The 18,389-nt window shown below is 67.1% G+C and carries 21 protein-coding genes; 17 read left to right on the top strand and 4 right to left on the bottom strand.

Annotated elements, in window-relative coordinates; translation table 11 throughout:
* Window positions 1–6 precede the first annotated feature (6 nt).
* Both AB0N81_RS36045 and AB0N81_RS36040 read left to right on the top strand, forming a co-directional pair.
* The gene (locus AB0N81_RS36045) at window positions 7–162 is read left to right on the top strand and encodes a hypothetical protein (protein WP_365366053.1); all 156 of its coding nucleotides are present in this window, start codon (window positions 7–9) and stop codon (window positions 160–162) included.
* Window positions 163–186: 24 nt separating this feature from the next.
* Window positions 187–390: a DUF317 domain-containing protein gene (locus tag AB0N81_RS36040; protein ID WP_365366178.1), complete on the top strand. Its 204-nt coding sequence runs from the start codon at window positions 187–189 to the stop codon at window positions 388–390.
* Between the two features lie 904 nt (window positions 391–1,294).
* Here AB0N81_RS36040 and AB0N81_RS36035 read toward each other — a convergent pair.
* The gene (locus tag AB0N81_RS36035; RefSeq protein ID WP_365366051.1) at window positions 1,295–2,422 is read right to left on the bottom strand and encodes a hypothetical protein; all 1,128 of its coding nucleotides are present in this window, start codon (window positions 2,420–2,422) and stop codon (window positions 1,295–1,297) included.
* A 197-nt stretch (window positions 2,423–2,619) separates the two neighbouring features.
* Window positions 2,620–3,087 (bottom strand): hypothetical protein, encoded by a 468-nt coding sequence (locus tag AB0N81_RS36030; protein WP_365366049.1) that lies wholly within the window; start codon window positions 3,085–3,087, stop codon window positions 2,620–2,622.
* 248 nt (window positions 3,088–3,335) lie between these two features.
* On the opposite strand from AB0N81_RS36030, the gene AB0N81_RS36025 reads away from it, so the two are divergent.
* From AB0N81_RS36025 to AB0N81_RS36015, 3 genes are all read left to right on the top strand, one after another.
* The gene (locus tag AB0N81_RS36025) at window positions 3,336–4,022 is read left to right on the top strand and encodes a DUF317 domain-containing protein (RefSeq protein ID WP_365366047.1); all 687 of its coding nucleotides are present in this window, start codon (window positions 3,336–3,338) and stop codon (window positions 4,020–4,022) included.
* 94 nt (window positions 4,023–4,116) lie between these two features.
* Window positions 4,117–4,572, top strand: coding sequence for a hypothetical protein (locus AB0N81_RS36020; protein ID WP_365366045.1), 456 nt, complete (start codon window positions 4,117–4,119; stop codon window positions 4,570–4,572).
* Window positions 4,573–4,657: 85 nt separating this feature from the next.
* A complete protein-coding gene (locus AB0N81_RS36015) occupies window positions 4,658–5,221 on the top strand; it encodes an HD domain-containing protein (protein ID WP_365366043.1) in 564 nt (187 codons plus the stop codon).
* A 4-nt stretch (window positions 5,222–5,225) separates the two neighbouring features.
* Here AB0N81_RS36015 and AB0N81_RS36010 read toward each other — a convergent pair whose 3' ends face one another.
* The gene (locus AB0N81_RS36010) at window positions 5,226–5,693 is read right to left on the bottom strand and encodes an NUDIX domain-containing protein (protein ID WP_365366041.1); all 468 of its coding nucleotides are present in this window, start codon (window positions 5,691–5,693) and stop codon (window positions 5,226–5,228) included.
* A complete protein-coding gene (locus AB0N81_RS36005) occupies window positions 5,680–6,450 on the bottom strand; it encodes an XRE family transcriptional regulator (protein WP_365366039.1) in 771 nt (256 codons plus the stop codon). Before AB0N81_RS36005 ends, AB0N81_RS36010 begins: the two co-directional genes overlap by 14 nt.
* Window positions 6,451–6,546: 96 nt before the next feature.
* Here AB0N81_RS36005 and AB0N81_RS36000 point away from each other — a divergent pair, with 96 nt between their 5' ends.
* From AB0N81_RS36000 to AB0N81_RS35945, 12 genes are all read left to right on the top strand, one after another.
* Entirely contained in the window at window positions 6,547–7,245 is a 699-nt protein-coding gene (locus AB0N81_RS36000) for a haloacid dehalogenase-like hydrolase (protein ID WP_365366037.1), read from the top strand.
* 196 nt (window positions 7,246–7,441) lie between these two features.
* Complete coding sequence (locus AB0N81_RS35995; RefSeq protein ID WP_365366035.1) at window positions 7,442–8,488, top strand: hypothetical protein; 1,047 nt, start codon at window positions 7,442–7,444, stop codon at window positions 8,486–8,488.
* The gene (locus AB0N81_RS35990; protein WP_365366033.1) at window positions 8,485–10,536 is read left to right on the top strand and encodes a hypothetical protein; all 2,052 of its coding nucleotides are present in this window, start codon (window positions 8,485–8,487) and stop codon (window positions 10,534–10,536) included. Before AB0N81_RS35995 ends, AB0N81_RS35990 begins: the two co-directional genes overlap by 4 nt.
* Window positions 10,533–11,603 (top strand): enolase C-terminal domain-like protein, encoded by a 1,071-nt coding sequence (locus AB0N81_RS35985; protein WP_365366031.1) that lies wholly within the window; start codon window positions 10,533–10,535, stop codon window positions 11,601–11,603. The genes AB0N81_RS35990 and AB0N81_RS35985 overlap by 4 nt, the downstream gene beginning before the upstream one ends.
* Window positions 11,585–12,031: a hypothetical protein gene (locus AB0N81_RS35980; RefSeq protein WP_365366029.1), complete on the top strand. Its 447-nt coding sequence runs from the start codon at window positions 11,585–11,587 to the stop codon at window positions 12,029–12,031. The genes AB0N81_RS35985 and AB0N81_RS35980 overlap by 19 nt, the downstream gene beginning before the upstream one ends.
* Window positions 12,028–12,693 carry an HAD family hydrolase gene (locus tag AB0N81_RS35975; RefSeq protein ID WP_365366027.1) on the top strand — a complete coding sequence of 222 codons (666 nt, stop codon included), beginning with the start codon at window positions 12,028–12,030 and terminating at the stop codon, window positions 12,691–12,693. The genes AB0N81_RS35980 and AB0N81_RS35975 overlap by 4 nt, the downstream gene beginning before the upstream one ends.
* Window positions 12,690–13,487 (top strand): methyltransferase domain-containing protein, encoded by a 798-nt coding sequence (locus AB0N81_RS35970; protein WP_365366025.1) that lies wholly within the window; start codon window positions 12,690–12,692, stop codon window positions 13,485–13,487. The genes AB0N81_RS35975 and AB0N81_RS35970 overlap by 4 nt, the downstream gene beginning before the upstream one ends.
* On the top strand, window positions 13,484–14,320 hold the full coding sequence (locus AB0N81_RS35965) for a creatininase family protein (RefSeq protein WP_365366023.1): 837 nt from the start codon (window positions 13,484–13,486) through the stop codon (window positions 14,318–14,320). The genes AB0N81_RS35970 and AB0N81_RS35965 overlap by 4 nt, the downstream gene beginning before the upstream one ends.
* Window positions 14,304–15,068 (top strand): phytanoyl-CoA dioxygenase family protein, encoded by a 765-nt coding sequence (locus tag AB0N81_RS35960; RefSeq protein ID WP_365366022.1) that lies wholly within the window; start codon window positions 14,304–14,306, stop codon window positions 15,066–15,068. The genes AB0N81_RS35965 and AB0N81_RS35960 overlap by 17 nt, the downstream gene beginning before the upstream one ends.
* A gap of 4 nt (window positions 15,069–15,072) precedes the next feature.
* On the top strand, window positions 15,073–15,723 hold the full coding sequence (locus tag AB0N81_RS35955) for a Sua5/YciO/YrdC/YwlC family protein (protein ID WP_365366021.1): 651 nt from the start codon (window positions 15,073–15,075) through the stop codon (window positions 15,721–15,723).
* A 79-nt stretch (window positions 15,724–15,802) separates the two neighbouring features.
* Complete coding sequence (locus tag AB0N81_RS35950) at window positions 15,803–16,732, top strand: hypothetical protein (protein WP_365366019.1); 930 nt, start codon at window positions 15,803–15,805, stop codon at window positions 16,730–16,732.
* Between the two features lie 44 nt (window positions 16,733–16,776).
* Entirely contained in the window at window positions 16,777–18,276 is a 1,500-nt protein-coding gene (locus AB0N81_RS35945) for an amino acid permease (RefSeq protein WP_365366016.1), read from the top strand.
* Window positions 18,277–18,389: the final 113 nt, after the last annotated feature.

Below are 18,389 nucleotides of genomic sequence, written 5' to 3'. Positions count from 1 at the left end.
GACCCGGTGTCCTGGGTCGCCTCGCGCCACCTGGCCGGTGACGACGGCGCTCTCGCCGAGCGGGTCGGCGATGCTCTGGCCGTCCTTGGCTGGCGCATGTGGCCGACTTCCCGCAACACCCTGCTGTATGTGAGCCGGGACGAACTGCGTAGCGCCGAGTAGGTCCTCGCGGCCTACCCGTTCGAGCTGGGCGGGCTGCCGGTTGCTTGGCAGCTGTCCGCCCGTTCGCATGCCGACTCCGCGATCACGGAGTGGAACGGGTACTTCACCGCTGGCGTCCCGTACGAGGCGCTCGACGATCTCCTCGTTGCGATCGATGCCCGTGAGGCGCCCGACGTCGGCTTCGAGCGCCCCGAGACGGTCTTGACCGTATGTCTCGTCCACCCGTAGTTGGCGACGGCCCAGCGGTGACGACGGTGGGGGACCCGGCCGCTGACCCAGCGGCTGGCCAAAACTGCAACCACGGAACGACGAAGGCCCCGACCGCTGAGCGGTCGGGGCCTTCGTTTGCCCAGGTGGGCGGGTGCGGAGGATACGAGATTCGAACTCGTGAGGGGTTGCCCTCAACACGCTTTCCAAATGTTCGTCCGCCCGTCCGACAGGGGCCGTAAGTGTCCTGACCTGCGGCGAAGTGTTCGGGGTGCCTCCGGATGAACGGGGCTGGACGGAGATGAATGAGACCATAAGCTACGGCTGGCCCAGTCCTCCACGCCCAGCGGCGGTTAACCAAGGTGTTGTCGAGAAGCGAAGACCGAGAGCAGACAGAGACGCTGCGCGATCGATGGCGGGCACCCCGCGGCCGCACCAGGAAGCTAAGGCGCGGGCATGACTCGGGACCGTCGGCAGGTCGCCGAGGAACTGTCCTCAGGCTGTCGGCCCGTACTGCCATCCGTGCTTCTCAGCCTTGTCGCGCAAGAGACTCGCGCGCTTCTTCCGCTGCTTGGGACTCGCAACGGCCTTGAAGTCAACGAAGGCATGTGCCGGTGGCCGCTCTTCGCCGTCCTCAACTTGGGAATCGTCAACGGCTCTGAGGTCTACCTCTTGAACCTCTGTGACGGCGACGCAATAAACGCCAATCGACTTCAGTTCTAGCGTCTCGGTGTGATACTGGTGGGCGTCTTCGGGACTAACGAGCGAAGCTCTGGTTACAGATAGCTCACCTGAGTCCTTCGGTGTGGGGCTGAAGAGTTGACTGGTGACGCGACCTTCATGAATCCAGATCGGGTGAACTTGGCGCCAAAGCCTCTCTTCCTGATCCGTTATCTCGAATTCACTAGGTCGAAGGTTCGAGCCATCAGTCGGCATACCTTGCGATCCCCCCGATCACGAACTCTGTAATCTCGCTCAGCTGCCGCCAGTGATACGTCTTATCATCTTCTTGGTCATTCGACTTCGAGAATGCGTAAGCTTCGATTTTTTCATCCGCCGTGACGGTCAGCGTTACTTCGCCTGCGGAGTAGGGCCACTCAAGCTGTACGCCACCATCTTCCGTCGGGTAGATGTAAGGGCGCTGCACCTGCGCATCGAGAAATTCGAGCAGGAGCGACTCAACCTCACGAAGAACTTTCCGACTTACCTGTCGCCCGACTCCGTCTAGCCATCCTGCCTCAAGGTCGTGCAGCTCACTAAGGCGATCGGACCAATCGGCGGGTAGCACGGGTTCAATAGAAAGAACATCCTGGATCTCGATGATCTCTTCGTCCATGGACTGAATAGCCACAGCGCTGATAGCCACGGTAGGCGCCATTGTCGAGCGATCAAGATACTGCCTCAGATCCGCGACGATGTCATCTGAAGAAAAACGACCAAGGATTGCCTTATCGCCCCGAGTCAAACGGAATTCAAAGGTGCCTCTATCCGCACTAACGCCGGTGATTTGCCCCAAGACGAGCGTCTCAATTTCGAATCTTTCGAGGCGCGCTTGTTCCTGGATCTTGCGGCGAACGGACTGTGAGTAGATTACGGAATTAGGGGTTCCGCTATCGAACTCGATGAACTCGTCGCCTTGTAGAGTTCTCCCGAAACTGGAAAACTCGCGCAGCGCGTGCGGGGGGAAGGTTCGAGGAATGCCGAACCCTTCCTGGATCGAACGGAGTGCATCCTGAATTACCACCCTGGCTTCTTCGAAGATGCCCGCATCGCGATCGTCAAAGAGGGCATCCGCGTCGACAACGGTCCGCTCTAGAACGGGAATGACGCTGCCACGCTGAATGTCGGATAGGCGAAGCGAAAAGGACGAGGCGAACCCCCTGGGGACGCGTTGGCGCGCCGCATGGCGCTGCTTATAGAGGCCTCGGGCCACGTCCACAACCAAGCGCTCGTACCTAGCGAACTCCGCCAGGACTTCAACGGGCAGGCCCGCTCGCTCGTAACGTCCGCCTCGCAAGCGCCAAGATCCAAAAGTCCGGCTATCCGTGCCCATGCCCCCCCCACCCTACTGAGCCAGCGCCAGAGCCCCGGGTGGGCACTCCAGCGCAGAATGATTTTGCTCGGTCGCAACGTCAGATGCAATCGAACAACGAAATATACGTGTGTCGCAACGTTCCCGGCGAGCATGTCCAAGAACCGTCGGGGCCGCCACGCTCCCAGCCTTGTGCGCTGGCTGTGTTGAAAGCTGAGTCAGCTGGCTGCTGCCTCTGCCGTGACGCGAGCCCGCTTCTCAGCACGCGGTTCGGCCTTCCAGCCCGGCAGGAGCGCCAACAGCATCGGGTCGCTTTCGATCTTTTGCTGGGTAAGCCGCATGCCTTCGTCGATGAGCGCGTCCCACTTCTTCGTGGCGAGCTCGACGCGGCAGGGCAAGTCCTTGATGATCTCCTCGTCCACGGTCAGATAGTTCGACGCCCGCCTCACGGCCCCACGGGCCGTGGGCACGTAGGCGTCAGTGCCGGCCTGGTCAGGAAGCAACGAGATGAGTACCGCGTCTCCGTCCTCGGCGATCCTTCGGGCCGCTTTGTTGGCTGCCGAGATTTCCCCCTTGGAGGGATCCCGCTCCAACACCTCGATCAGGGTGCTGCGGATGCTGACTGTGTTCCGACCGGCCAGCGCATTTTGCAGGGCCTGGCGGAAGGTCTCCGTCATCGATGTCATGAGCGCGATTGTCGCGACTGGTTGGCCAGAGGCCGTGCGATTGAGGGCGGTGCTCGGCGTGTGTTCCCCCGTACGGCAGACGCCAGTTCGCCGGGGGCAGACAGGAAAGATCCCGGAAGGGGCTGGTGCGCGGCCGCAACGCATGTGAATGTACAACGCCCTGCTGGAGAACCAGCCCCGAACCCACGGAGGCGCCCCTGTACCCGTACCATCCCATCGAGCCCTCTTGTCCCGACGCGCAGGACCCGGTGTATTGGGTCACCCCGCGCCACCTGGCCGGTGACGACGGCGATCTAGCCGAGCGGATGGGTGATGTCCTGGCCGGCCTCGGCTGGCGCATGTGGCCGACTTCCCGCAACACCGTGCTGTATACGAGCCCGGACGAGCTGCGCGGTGCCGAGTGGATCCTCGCGGCCTACTCGTTCGAGCTGGGCGGTCTGCCTGTCGCCTGGCAGCTCAGCGCCCGCCAGCATGCCGCCTCTGCCATGACCGAGTGGAACGCGTACTTCACCGCCGGTGTCCCGTACGAGGCGCTCGCCGATCTCCTCGTCGCGATCGACGCCCGTGAGGCACCCGACGCCGGCTTCGAGGAACCCGAGAGGGTCCTGACCGCGCTCGGTGCCCGGGGCTGGCTCCGTGACGCGGACCGGCCTCGCACCACCGCCATGGACCCCACTTTCTCCGCCAGCTTCTCCCTGGAGTTGCTGCCGTCTCTCGTTCAGGACGCCGATCCACACCCTGACCTGGTGGGTTGGCAGGCGTGGGCGGAACCCGTGCTCGGCGCCCCGTATCTGTGGTGCGCCAGCTTCAGCGCCAGCGTCCCCCACGACCTGGTCGCGGCGTTCGCCTCCTCGCTTGCCTCATTGGTCCCGGTGCCCCGCCGCACTCTGCCCAAGAGCGCAGAGGGCCAGCTCACTGTCGTCCACCGCAGCTGACACACCACGAGGGGCCGCCGTTGTGCTGCTCGTGGCTGGCTTTCCCCGGGGTGTCCGTTCTCGACGCCCGCCTGATGAGAGAAATGGAGTCTGCATGTTCTTCCGACGCCGTGCTCGCGCCGACCGCGAGTTCCGGGAGGCCCAGCGTGAGGGGTTCGCGCTGCTGCAGCAGCTTGCTCAGGAGCCGTCGCCGTTCGAGACCGTCCAGGCCGAGGCGCCTGCGCCAGACGGACTGGACTCCGAGGCGGTCGTATCGGACTACCCCCCAGTCGAGCTGCGAGCACCCTCTCGTCAGGACGTCGACGGGTTCATGATGCGCTGGGGCCAGCCGCTCGTCATCGACGAGGAGGTCCGTACATGCCCGCAGTGTGGCGCGTACCGGGACTGGATCGTCTTCTGTATGCGCGACGACTCGGTATGGCTGCGCTGCCGGGCCGGCCACGAGACCAAGGAATCGAGCCTGGACGCGGCCTGGTACAACCGCAACTCCGGCCCGGTCGACCGCTATCACCCCACCCTCGAAGAGGGCCTGCGCCACCTCGGCCACTGAGCCCCCACGCCCTTCTACCTGCCGACGCCGGAGCCGTGTCAACTTGCTGTATCGCCGCGCGCTGCTTCAGCCGTATCCTCCCCGCGTGACGACAGTCGGGTACACGTACGAGCTGGCGGGAGCGCTGCTGCGTGAGAGCCTGCCGAGAAGGTGGGCACACACGCAGGGTGTGGCTGCCTGCGCCAGGGAGCTCGCGCCCCTGCTGGACGAAGGAGCCGGGGTCCTGGAGGCGGCGGCCGTGTTGCATGACATCGGGTACGCGCCGTCCCTTGTCGACACCGGCTTCCACCCACTCGATGGTGCACGCCATCTACGGGCGCTCGACGCGGTCGGCGATCGAGTCGTACGTCTGGTGGCGAACCACTCCTTCGCGCTCCTAGAGGCTGAGGAGCGCGGGCTGAGGGAAGATCTAGCCGACGAGTTCCCGTTGCTCGACGAGCCCCTGCTGGTGGACGCGTTGGTGTACTGCGACATGACCACGACGCCGGACGGCGGACGTACGACGTCCGAGGAGCGGGTGGGCGAGATCCTGGGCCGCTACGGCGCGGGCAGCATCGTCGGGCGGTTCATCCGCCGGGCCGCGCCTGAGATCCACGCCAGTGTCGGGCGGGTGCGGGCCTTGGCGGATGAAGCGGGCCTCGTGCTCTGAACCGCTATCCGAGGTAGGGGTAGGTGCCGGCCAGGTAGTGGCCGATCTGTTCGTGCATGCTCGGGTGGATGTCGAGGGCGCCGAGGTCATCTGGGTGTACCCAACGCACTCCGTCCGCCTCGTCGTTGACCGTGGGGGTGCCACCGGTGGGGCGTCCTATGTACGCGACCTCGAACTGCTGGCGGGTCTCTCCGTCGCTGTACGCGACGATGTGCGACGGGTTCGAGTAGACGCCGAGGAATCCGGTGACCTCCGCGACGATGCCGGTCTCCTCCTCGCATTCGCGTACCGCGCACTGCGCGGGGCTCTCGCCGATGTCCTGGGCGCCTCCGGGCAGGGCCCACTGGCCGGTGTCACGGCGTCGCTGCAGGAGGATTTCCCCGTCGTCGTTCACGACGAGCAGGTTGCTGGCGGGGATCAGGGTGTTGGCCTTGGGGGCCTTGGGGTCGTAGTAGTACTCAGTCCTGCCCACTGCGGTGGTGCTCCTGCCTGTCGGGCGCCCAGGGGCGCGCTGTCTTCCAGACCGCTTCGAAGCTCTCGTCGTACCGGTCAAACCATTCTGCGTTGGCGGTGCGGCGGAGCTGGAAGAGCGGGTTCGCGCTGGCCGGCTGGCCCCAGATGTGGGTGTTGACCAGAAGGTGGTCGTCGTAGCGGAAGAGGGAGTTGTACAGCGTCGTGTCGTGCAGTCGTACCTCGCATCCCGGGTGGCCGACGAGAGTGCGGTAGTAGGTGAGCGAAGCCCTGACCTTGGCGGCCAGGGTGTCGCCGATACCTTCCTCGTGGCCGCGGACGCGTACTGCTTCTCCCGCTGGATCGCCGAAGCACAGCCGCACACGCACGCCGGCCTGGGCGCGTTCCTGGAGCATGCGAGCGATGTGAGGGTTGCTCTGTGCGAAGAAGGTGCCGGAGAAGACCAGGACGTCGATCTGCTTCATGGCCCCTAGCAGCAGGGAGATCCAGACGTCGCGGGGGACGCTCGCGCGGTTTGGGTACGTGTCCGCGATCTCGGACTGCGCGGCACCGAAGCGCGACGTCTTCTCGCCTGCCTCTGGCCACAGGTATGTCTCGTCCACCCGTAACAGGTTGGCGACGGCCCAGCGGTGACGACGGTGGGGGACCCGGCCGCTGACCCAGCGGCTGGCCGTCTTGGGGTCGACGGAGCAGGCTTCGGCCACCTCATCCACGGTAAGGCTGCGTTGCACGAGTGCGGAACGAAGTCGCTCATTCACTCAGGTAAGCCAACCGGACCGCACCGCCTGCGGCAAGAGCATCTTCCGACATCACCGGGGAAAGACGGTAGCTGCGCGTCTGCCTACGCTGGTGGTGTGCCACTCATCGTGCTTTGGGACATCGACCACACGCTCATCGAAAACTCGGGCGTCAGCAAGGAAATCTACGCGGCGGCTTTCGCGACGGTCGCCGGCCGTGCGCCTGACCGTCCTGCCCGTACGGAAGGGCGGACGGACCGCTTGATCCTCGCCGACATGTTCCGGGATCACGGGTTGGAACCACCGGCCTGGGAGCGGATCGCGCTCGCCCTGGAGGCCGCGGGCGCGAGTCGCGAAGCGGAGCTCTCGGCGCGCGGCTCTGCTCTTCCCGGTGTGCGGGAGGCACTCGCGGCAGTGGCCGCCGAACCGGACATGATCTCCTCGGTGCTCACAGGGAACATCGCGGCCAACGCCCGTGTGAAGCTGCGGGCCTTTGGGCTCGACGTGCTCCTGGACATGGAATGCGGTGCGTACGGAGAACACTCGGAGGACCGTGCCGCCCTCGTCAAGGTGGCCCGAGAGCACATTCAGCAGACCCATGGCCTTCCGCACGACACGCCCGTCGTGCTGATCGGTGACACCCCTCGCGACGTCCAGGCTGCCCTCGACTCCGAGGCTCATGTCGTCGCCGTGGCGTCTGGCATCCACAGCATCGACGAGCTGCGGGCCGCCGGGGCAGCGGTGGTTCTCTCTGATCTGCGGGGTCTCGCCGCTCTGGTGAGTCATCTGCGCTCGCTGGCTGAGGGCAGCGACTGAAAACGTCCCAGGACGTCCCCGAGAGGTCCCAGGACGGCGTTCGGCGTCCTCGTGTTCCACGACAGTCTCTGCGTGTCGTCGGCAGCTGAACCCTTACGGGCCGCCGGCGCATCACCCCCTCCGGCTGACTGGACGGAGCACGCGCATGACGGCATTACTCCGCGGACAGACCAGCACGACCTCCACGCTCAGAGCGGTGGAGCGGCTCGCAGCCAAGTACCGCGTGCCCGTCGAGGACGCACTGCTCATCGCGGTCAATCTGCACGGAATCGACTCTGATCTGCCGCGCCACCGGGCCCGCGTCCAGGTCCGACTGTTGAGCGCGCCATCGGTGCCCTGGCAGCTCATAGTCCCCTTGAACGTCACGGACTCCCCGTTCCGGCTCAGGGGAGATGACCTCACGCTGGGTGGCGCGCCAGTCGGAACCGTCGAGCGCATCGATGCGGACGAGGCGGTCGGCGGGTACTTCCGCGATGGCGGCGCGGCTCTCACCCTCAACCCGAACGCGCGAAGCCGTTGTGTGGGGTGCGCCTTCTGCCCGAACACCCTTGAAGCCGCCGCTGACCCTCGGCTCTCGGAGGAGCGGGACCTGCGGGAGCTCCTCTCCGCTCTGCGGGAGCAGCACCCGCGCCGAGACCTGATGGAACTGCGTGAGGTGACCGTCTCAACGGGTTGCTTCGAACGTGAGGCGGCGGCGGTGCATCACCTTCGCGCTCTGCGGGCCGTGCTCGACGAGCATGGTGTCAAAGCGCGAATCGGTTTCCTGACCTCAGTGCTGGGATCCAGGTACGCCTTTGATCAACTCGCCCGCGACGTGACACCCTTCGTTCTGCGGCTCACCGCTGAGTGCTTCACTCGCCGGGATCTGCTGCTGAAGGCCAGCAAGGCTGTACTCGTCGCATCGCAGATGCCGGGAGTGCTCCGGCGCGCGTTGGAAGCCGGTCACGGCACCTCGTTCACCTACATCGTGGGGTTGGACGGGCTTGAGGCCCTACATGCGGGCGTCGGTGCGCTGGCTCCATACGTCTCCGAGTTCCCCAACTTCCAGGTCTACCAGGCCCACAACTCAGTCATGGCCGGCCTGCGAACCCCCGGGGCCCAGGACCTGGAGCACTACTTGCAGGCCCGCGTGGTGATCGAGGACATCATGGGTCCCACTGGACTGCGGCCCGCCGCATGGGAGTGCTACCGGCCCCTGTGGTACTTCACCTTCGCTGAAGAGCCCCTGGTCGGTGCGCGGTGACCGAGACCGCCGTTCTGGCCGATGCTCTGTGGCGGGCGACCGTCTACGCCTCGGTCTGTCAGCTGCACTTGCGGGACAACGTTCTGCTTGCGGAGCCGCTGGTTGCCGAGCATGTGAAGGAGCGCCCCTCCGGCCACTGGGGCACTGTGCCTGGCACTGCGTGGGCGCTGTCCCACGTGGCGCTCGCTGCCGGGCACCTGGACCGGCGAGTGGATGTGGTGCCGCTCCTCGGCGCGGGGCACGCTGGTGTCGTCCAGCTCGCCGCGTCCTGGGTGACGGGGGCCCTCGGGGAGGTGCGGTCGCGGTTCGGCTCGGATACGGACGGCCTGCGGCGGCTGGCGCAGGCGTTCCCGGACGTGGAGGGCCTCGGGTCCGAGGTCTCGCCCTCTCTTCCCGCTGGCGGCTTCCTCGGTGGGCGGCTCGGCGGCTGTCTTCCGTTCGCGCAGGGAGTCGCCCTCGACGCACCGGACAGGGTCGTCGTGCCCATCATCGGGGACGGCGAATGTGAGACCCCCACGACCGCAGCTAGCTGGCTGGGGCAGAGAGCCCTTCCCAGCGCCTCGGTACTGCCCATCGTGCACGTCAACGGATTCCGCATGGGAGAGCAGTCGCTGTTCGGCGCGATGAACGACGACGAGCTTCGCGCGTACTTCGGCGGCCTGGGCTGGACGGGCCCGGTGGTCCATGTAGTGACGGGCACTCCGCAGGAGCACAGCGCCTTCCAGGCGGCGTTACGGAAGACACTGGAGGAGACGCTCATGGGGCGGCGCACGGTACTGATCCTGCGCTGTTTGAAGGGATGGGGCGGCCCCACATCGCTCGGAGGCCGCCCCCTGCTGGGCACCCCCGCCCTGCACAAGACACCGCTGGTCAGCCCGCACACCGATCAGGAGCAGCTCACCGAGCTGACCCACTGGCTCGCCTCCTACCGGCCCGCAGATCTCTTCGACCCGGACGGACGCCCCCGCGGGGAACTAGCCGAGGCGGTGGCCATGGCTCGCTGGTGCTCCTTCGCTCCAGCCGAGCGCCCGGGAGCAGCAGGGCGGATCTCGATCCTCCGACAGGTGGACACGTTCGGTGAAGCGGTCACCGAGGCCATGAAGCGGCACGCCGCACGTGGAGATTTCCGCGTCCTCAGCCCGGACGAGCTGTCGTCCAACCGGCTCCCGGGCCTGGTCGGCGAGCCCTGGGCACACGAACTCCTCGCGGAGGAGGTGTTGCTGGAGTGGCTCGCCGGTTGGACCGCCAGTGGGCGCCGAGGGGTGATGGTCTCGTACGAGGCGTTCGCACCGCTGCTCACCAGCGGCTTGGTGAGTCACATCAAGCAGCGGCGCTTGGCCGGCGCGATGGGCCTGCCCAGCCTCAACCTTCTGCTCACGTCTTATGGGTGGCACAACGTCTACACCCACGGTGATCCGTCTCTGGCCAGTGCACTCCTCGCCCTGGCCGATCCTCGGGTGCGCGTGCTGACACCGGCGGACCCGGTACGCACCGCGGTCGTCCTGGACGAGGTCTTCGACTCCGTCGATGGCGTCAACCTCGTGATCGCCGGAAAACACGCCTGCACCGGGCACCCCGTCGCCACGCTCGACGAGGAGCGTGAGCATGGCTTGGCGATCTGGCCGCACCTCAGCGACGACGGTGAGCCCGATCTCACGATCGTGACGGCTGGAGACATCCCGGCCACCGTCGCCACAGAGGCCGTGGACGCCATCCGCGATCGGCATGGGTGCCGCGTTCGGGTGGTGAACCTTCTCGACCTGACCGTCCTCGGCGACTCGTCACGGTGGCCTCGCGGCCTCGACGACGGGGAGGCCGACCACTACCTAGGCGCCCACGCTCCCGTGCTCGTCCTCACCCTTGGCCACCCCGCAGCTGTCTGGGGGCTGCTGGCCGGACGGCTCCGTCGCCCCGTTGACGTCATCGGCTGGCAGGAGCCGCCTGGCCCCATGCCCCAGCGCTCCCTCGCCCACGCCCTCCGCATGGATCGGTCGGGCGTGGAGCGATCCGCCGGCCTTCTGCTGGACTCCCGCGAGGTGGTCCGATGAACCCGGCGACCATCGAGCGCCTGGAGATCGCCGAAGTGCGGGAGAACACGGCCCCGGGCGACGACGCGATCTTCATCGTGATCCACGGCGCGGGTGCTGTCGGCTCCTACGGTCCGGTCAGTCAGCGGATCGGCAGCTATGTGAGGGATGTGTTGGCATCCGTCGTGCCTGGCGCCGATGCCCTGGATCACGTCCGGCTCCTGGAGCGGCTGCGTACGGCGTCGCGTCGAGTCCCGTCGGAGGGCGCGTCGTGGGCGGTCGGTGTGATCGACTGTGCCGTCTGGGATCTGCATGGCCGGCTCGCCTCCTGCCCCGTCGCCGCCCTCCTGGGCACCGATGCGCAACGGTCAGACGTATCGGCCTACGCCTCCTGGCTTTCCCAGGACCTGGCCGCCGTCGAGGACCTGGGCGTACTTGGCGGGGTCGCGTCGGGCGGCTGGTCCTTCACCAAGTGGGGACTGCGTCGAGCGTCGGCCGACGCACCCGATCTCGCTGCCGTGCGCATGGCGAGAGCTGTGGAGCGGAGTGCCCAGGCCATCGGTGCCCCGTTTGCCGTCGACGCGGTGGGTACCTGGACTCCAGCCGTGGCCATGGCCTTCGCCCAGAGTGTGGATGGCGGCAGCCTCCGCTGGCTGGAGGACCCGCTGCCGCGTCACGACCTGGACACCTATGCGCTCCTCGCGGCCACGCACTTGCCGCTGGCCGTTGGGGAGCGCGCGCACGTCGACGAGGACCCGGCCGGGCTGATCCAGTACGTCAGCCCCAGCGCTCTGACCCTTGACGTCGTCGGTTGCGGCGGTCTTACCCGTGCACTTCAAATTCTCGACGTGGCCCGCGCCCAGGCCGTCCCCGTCTACCCGCACGGGCGCTCGTTCGTCCCCGGTCTCCACCTCGCGGCCGCCCATCACGACGCCGTACCGGCCGTGGAGTACCGGCTCCAGTGGGAGCCGAGACGGCAACTCCTCTACGGCACCCCACTTCATGTAGAGCACGGACGTATTCGTCTGCCGGCCACCCCAGGTCTCGGCACGGCCCCGAGGAGCACGGCATGCCCAGCACATCGATGAACGTCGCTGTCCACGGCACGGTCGTCCAGGGACCTGATGGGCCGTTCCTGGTGCTCTCCGAGCGGCTCGACGGCCACGACACCTTCCTCAAGGGGAGCCTGGAGACGGGGGGAAAGCGGATCTTCGTACGCATCCTCACCCTGGACGACGTCACCGTGTTACGCCCGGCGGAGCACTCCGCCGTACCTGCCGTGGGAACGGAGTGGGACGGAACGCTCCACCTTCCGCATGGGTTACGACCACGCACCGTGCTGCCGGACCTTGAGCAGGCAGCCGCGAAGGAAGGGCGTGCCCTGGAGGCGCTGGACGAGGCTGAGCTGCGCTACGTCCTGACTTACCTGTCCGAGTCCACGACCACCGCCATCAGACAGGCGCGCGTTGAGGCCATCGTCTCCGCCCTGCCGGCGATCACCGGGAGGCCCCAATGACCACCGATCCCTCACTCCTGGTCATGGTCGACGTCGGCGGAACCCTCGGCACCGCCGACGGCCCGGGCCTGACGATGCGGCTGACGGAAGCCTCCCCGCTGCCCGCGGCTCAGGCCCGGGCGGTCATGCGGGCCAGCCTCCACACTCAACCGGAGATCACCGACGCCGTGGCAGCCGGGGTCTGCGAGGCATTGGGGGTACCACCAGAGTCATTCCCCCGTGACCTTTCCCCGGCCCCGTTCCGTCTCTTCCCTGGCACGACGGAGGCTCTGCGCCGGATCAGTGGCGTCGCGACCGTGGTCACGCTGTCCAACGTCACGTGCGTCGACGCCGACACCGAGGGACTGCGCGGCCTGCTCTCCCCCTGGGTGAGCGACTACTTCCCCTCCTGCCGCATCGGACACACCAAACCGGACTCCCGCGCCTTCCACACCGTCATCGACCAACTCGGTGCCGTCCCCGATCGCGTGATCCACGTCGGCGACGACTGGGCTTGCGACATCGTGGGGGCCGTCGAATCAGGCATCAGAGCCGTCTGGATATCCCGCGGGCGCCAAGTCCCCGATGAAGACTTGGTCGTTGACCACGGCGTACGCGTCGTCGCCGACCTGACGGCAGCCGCCACGCACATCGAACACCTCGCAGCAGGGAGCGTCACATGAGCCTCTTCGCCGGAACCACCACGTACTACCGCCAATTCCGCCCCGGCATCCCCGACGATGTGGCATCGGTGCTCGACCGCGCTGCCCCGGCACGCCCCGATGGCCACCGCCGGCTCCTGGACGTCGGTACGGGAACCGGGCTTGTGGCCGAGGCCCTCCTCGACCGCTTCGGCGACATCATCGCCGTCGACAACGACGCCGACATGCTTGCCGCGGCCGAGTCGGCACTGCGGCCGAAGCTCCCCGACGGCTTCAGCCTGTCCCTCGTCCAGAGCACGGCCGAGGACTTCAAGCCGCCCGCTGGCTGGCAGGCCGAACTCGTCACCATCTGCCGCGCATTCCACTGGCTCGACCAAGCCGCCGTCCTGACTCTCCTGGACGAGCAGGTCGCTCCAGACGGCGTGGTCGCCATCTTCGGGGACAACAGCTTCTGGGCCGCTGGGAGCCCCTGGAAGGAAGCCGTCCGGGATGTGGTGAAGAGCTTCCTCGGAGAGCAGCGGCGGGCGGGATCCGGCACTTTCCAGCACCACAACCGCCCCTACAGCGAGATCATGGAGGAGTCGCCCTTCAACGAGGTCGAGGAAGTCCGCGTACCCGTCCAGCGCACCTGGGCCGCGGAGAGCATCCTCGGTTACCTCTACTCCACGTCCTTCGCCGCTCCTCACCTCTTCGGTGACCGGCTGAAGGAGTTCGAAGGCGCGCTGAAGCACCGGCTGGCCGACTTCAGCGACAACGACACCTTCCCCGAGGAGAACGAATTCCTCATCCGCCTCGGACGGCGGAGCAAGAAATGACACTTGCTGGCGAGGCGCGGTCCTACGGCAGGCTGACGGCCTCGCACCTCACGTCCGAGCTGAGTGAGCGGTCGATCCTCTGCCTGCCGGTCGGGTCTCTTGAGCAGCACGGCCCGCACCTGCCGCTGAACATGGACAGCGTCATCGCCGAGCGCTTCTCCTCACGACTGGCCACGCATGTCGCGGACCGTCACAACCTTTGGGTCGTGCCCCCTGTCCCCTATGGGCTCTCTCCGGAGCACGCCTGGTCACCCGGCACCATCACCCTGAACGTCTCGCTCTACACCGCCCTGATCGAGACGCTGGTGGGGGAGTACATCAGGGCCACCCCCGCGCGTACGGTCCTCATCGTCAACGGCCACGGAGGCAATAAGGGCGTCCTTGAGGCCCTCGTACACCAACTCCAGCGCACGCACGATGCGGCAACCTGCGTGGTCAATCCCGGCTCTCTCGCCGCCGGCCGGCTCCAGGACGACGGCGAGTTCCCCGAGGTACACGCCGGCGTCCGGGAGACCTCCCTGATGCTCGCCCTCGCACCCGACGACGTACGGATGGACCTCCTCCCGAGTGAGCCCATTCACGATCCCGCCCGACGGGAGGAGATCCAGCGCCTCGTATTCGGCCGGGGCACCACATGGCCCTGGTCGTCGGACGACCCCGCGATCTCCGCGCACGGAGTCATCGGTGGCGACCCGCGGCAGGCCACCGCCGATCACGGCCAGGCCCTCGTCACCGCCGCCCTGGAGGCGTGTGTGGACGTGCTGGACCGGCTCGTCCCACCCACATCCCACGAACCGACCGGCGTACGGGGGTCCCATGCGTCTCACAGCTGAGGAGAGGGCGACCTTCAAACGGGACGGCGTCCTCATACGACGCGGCTTGGCCGCCCCAGGCCAGGTGAAGCGAGCCGTCTCCCTGATCGATGTGTCGTACCGCAAGGAAATGACTGCGGACGACATACCCGCGTACTCCCGGCGCACCTTCGCCCCGGAACTGGGGGACAGCGCAGAACTGCTCGCCTTGTACATGGAGACAGGCGCGGCCGAACTCGTCGGCGACCTGCTCGGCGCCGCCGCACCGGTCACGACCGCGCAGATCCAGATACGCGTGCCCGAAAGCGAGTTCCCAGGCATGCAACCGGTAAAGGCCATGCATGTCGACGGGGTCTCCTGCCCTCACCTGGACCCGCGCGAGCTGCGTACGTTCTCCCTGCTGGTCGGCGTGATCCTCTCCGACGTCAGCGACCCGCGGTGCGGAGCGCTGCACTACCTGCCCGGCGGGCACCTCGCCATGGCCCGCTGGTTCGCCGAGGAGTGGTCCCTCGGAATGACAGAGCAGGTTCCGCCAGAGATCGACCGCGAGCGAGGCACCCCGTTTCTCGGCCGCCCCGGGGACGTCCTGTTGATGCACCACCTCGTTCCCCACACGGTGGCCCAGAACTTCATGCCGGTCCCCAGGGTGATGGCGTACTTCCGCGTCTCCCACCCGCATCACGCAGGCCGCCGCCTCCAAGCTCTCCGTGACCCCTGGCTCGACTACCCGCCCCTCGCGGAGATCCCCGCGCCTACTTTCCAGGAGTAGCACCATGCGCATCGTCTACCCCGGCGAACTCGATACCGCTGCCCGCGCCATCGAGGCCGGAGGGCTCGTCATCGTCCCCACCAATCGCTGGTACATGATCTGTGCCGACGCCAGCAACGCAGACGCCGCCGGCAGCATCTTCGAGGGGAAGCGGCGCCCGACCGGCAAATCCCTCGCCTACGTCACTCCCTCGCTGACTGTCTGTGGACAGCACTTCCAACTCGGAGCCGAGGCGCGGAGACTCGCCCAACAGTTCTGGCCCGGCGACCTCGCACTCCTCCTGCCGTGGCGGGACCCCGACGACGCCGCACGCCATGCCGCTGTCGGCTCGCCGGCGCTCACCACCATGGCGCCCGGGTTCCTCGGCGAACTGGCTGCACGGGCAAAGGTCCCTGTGGCCGCGACGACGGCCAACATCTCCGGCGACGCCGGACCGGATGACCGCGGGCCCGCCGTCACCCTCGACGAGGTTCACACCTTCCTCGCAGCCTCGGGCCTCACGGTGTCCGTCGTCGTCGACGGAGGGGTCTGCCCTGCGGCCAACCACATGACGATCGTGGACTGCTTCACTCCGGAGGCCAAGCTCGTACGCACGGGCCTCGTCCACCAGCGAGCTGTCAACGCAGTCCTTGGACGGGAAGTGCGGCCCTCCTGATGGAGATAACGAGTCGCGTCGCGTGGGGGCGGGCGCCGGGGCCATGCAGGCTGCGGATCGCGGTTAGGGACGAGAAGGAATGAAGTCCAAGCCACTCCTCGACACGCACCCGGCGAGGGACGACGAGGCGCTGCGGCGGGTTCTCCAAGATGCCTCAATGGGCCGCTGGGAGGGCCCGCGCGATCTCCTGGGCTCTACTGGACCGGATTGGGATCGCCGGATCTTCCGCCTCCAGGTCCTCGCCGAAGCGGGGGCACGGCTCCGGTTCGCGGACACCTGGGCGAAGGCCGAACCGCGCTCACCACACGCCCTCGCCCTTCTCGCGAACGTCCAGGCTCTGCGCGCCATGATCGTCGGACGGGACGCGGGCCGGACGCTCATGGAGGAAGCGTGGGCCACCTCCCGTGCCGCTCTGGATGTGTGGCCGCAGGATGTCGCCCCCTTGATTGTCATGCTCGCGCTACTTCGCACCCATGCTCCCGATCGGGACACGCTCTGCCACGTATGGGAGGAGATCAAGCAGCGTGACCCGTGGAATCGCGAGGCGCACCACGAGGTCATCACGTACCTGCTTCCCCGCCATCACGGAAAGCCAGGTGAGGCGGCCTGGTGGGCCGAGGAGCAGGCATCCGTCGCTCCCCAAGGCTTGCCCATAGCGGCCTTGCCCCTGGTCGCCCTGGCGGAAGCACACCGGTCCCGCCAGGAGCAGGACCAGACGCCATACGGCCTGACGATCCACCCATGGGTCGACTGCCCGCAGATCGATCCGGTGCTGGAGCGCTGGTGGCGCTACCGAGCACCGCAGCCTCACGCCTGCTTTGCCGACGACGCCAACTACCTCGGCCACGCCCTGTCGTTCGCGAACCGCCACCACGAGGCCCTGGAGGTCTTCGACGCGATCGGCCCGTACGCCACGCAAGTGCCGTGGTCGTACTGCGGCCAGCCCCGCGAACTGTTCCTGCGGCACCGCGGCTGGGCCTACAGCCCTCCGCGACGCCGACACCGCTGAGCATCCGAACCATCCCCCTTTCACGTACGAAGGACGGAACCCCTGTGCCTCTCGATGTCTCCCGCGTCTCCGACGAGGAACGCCTCAAGCAGCTCGGCTACCAGCAGACGCTGTCCCGCTCGATGTCCGGCCGCGCGAACTTCGGCGTCAGCTTCACGATCATCTCGATCCTGTCCGGCTGCATGACCATGTACGGCTACGGCATGAACACCGGCGGCCCGGCGGTGATCATGTGGGGCTGGCTGTTCGTCGGCCTCATGACCCTCTTCGTCGGGCTGTCGATGGCCGAGGTCTGCTCTTCTTATCCCACCAGCGCCGGCCTCTACTTCTGGGCGCACCGCATGGCTCCGAGACGCTCGGCGGCGGCCTGGGCGTGGTTCACCGGATGGTTCAACACCCTCGGCCAGATAGCCGTCACCGCGGGCATCGACTTCGGCGCCGCCAACTTCCTCAACGCCCTGCTTGATCTCCAGTTCGGATACGCCGCCACGCCAGGGCACACCATCACGCTGTTCGGGATCATCCTGGCCCTGCACGGCGTCCTCAACACCTTCGGCGTGCGCATCGTCGCCGCCCTCAACGAGGTGTCCATCTGGTGGCACATCCTCGGCGTCGTCGTCATCTGCGGCGCCCTGGTCCTCACCCCCGACCACCACCAGTCGGCCCACTTCGTCTTCGGCGAGTTCGTCAACAACACCGGCTTCACCTCCAGCACCTACGTGGTGCTCATCGGGCTGCTGATGGCGCAGTACACCTTCACCGGCTACGACGCCTCGGCCCACATGACCGAGGAAACGATCGACGCGGCCACCGCCGGCCCCAAGGGGATCGTCCGCTCGATCCTCGTCTCCCTCGCGGCCGGATTCATCCTCCTCTTCGGCTTCACCTACGCCATCGACTCCTACACCGGCGCCCTGGAGTCGGGCACCGGTGTGCCCCCGGCACAGATCCTCATGGACGCCCTCGGCGCGGCGGTCGGCAAGTGGCTGCTGCTCGTCATCATCGTCGCCCAGCTGTTCTGCGGGATGGCATCCGTGACCGCCAACTCCCGGATGATCTACGCCTTCTCCCGCGACGGTGCGCTGCCCTTCTCCCGGACGTGGCACAAGCTCCACCCCGGCACACGCACCCCCACCAACGCCGTCTGGCTGGCCACCGGCGGTGCCTTCGTCCTCGGTCTGCCCTACCTGTGGAACAGCACCGCGTACGCGGCCGTCACCTCTATCGCGACCATCGGCCTCTACATCGCGTACGTGATCCCCACGTTCCTGCGGCTGCGCCTGGGGGGCCGGTTCGAGCGCGGCCCCTGGCACCTCGGCTCCTGGTCCACCACGATCGGCACGATCGCCGTCGCGTGGGTCATGGTGATCACGATGCTGTTCATGCTGCCGCAGAGCTCCCCGGTCACCGCGGACACCTTCAACTACGCGCCGATCGCGGTCGGGGTCGTCGTCGCCTTCTGCGGTACCTGGTGGCTCGCCTCGGCCCGCAAATGGTTCCTCAACCCCGACCACCCGCGTAGCGCTGGCCCTGATCGCCATTAGGTTCACGGACGAGAGGTGCGCTACCCCCAGCGTCTCCCGTCCGAACCGCGAAACGTCTATGCCGCTCGGTCGAGAGCCCGTTCGCGAGGCGCGCCGCCGGCTTGGTCCTCCGT

This window comes from Streptomyces sp. NPDC093510, from assembly GCF_040683555.1.
Classification (GTDB): Bacteria; Actinomycetota; Actinomycetes; order Streptomycetales; family Streptomycetaceae; genus Streptomyces.
Note: the sequence above shows the minus strand (reverse complement) of the source record. Positions and strands in the feature narration are given on the sequence as shown.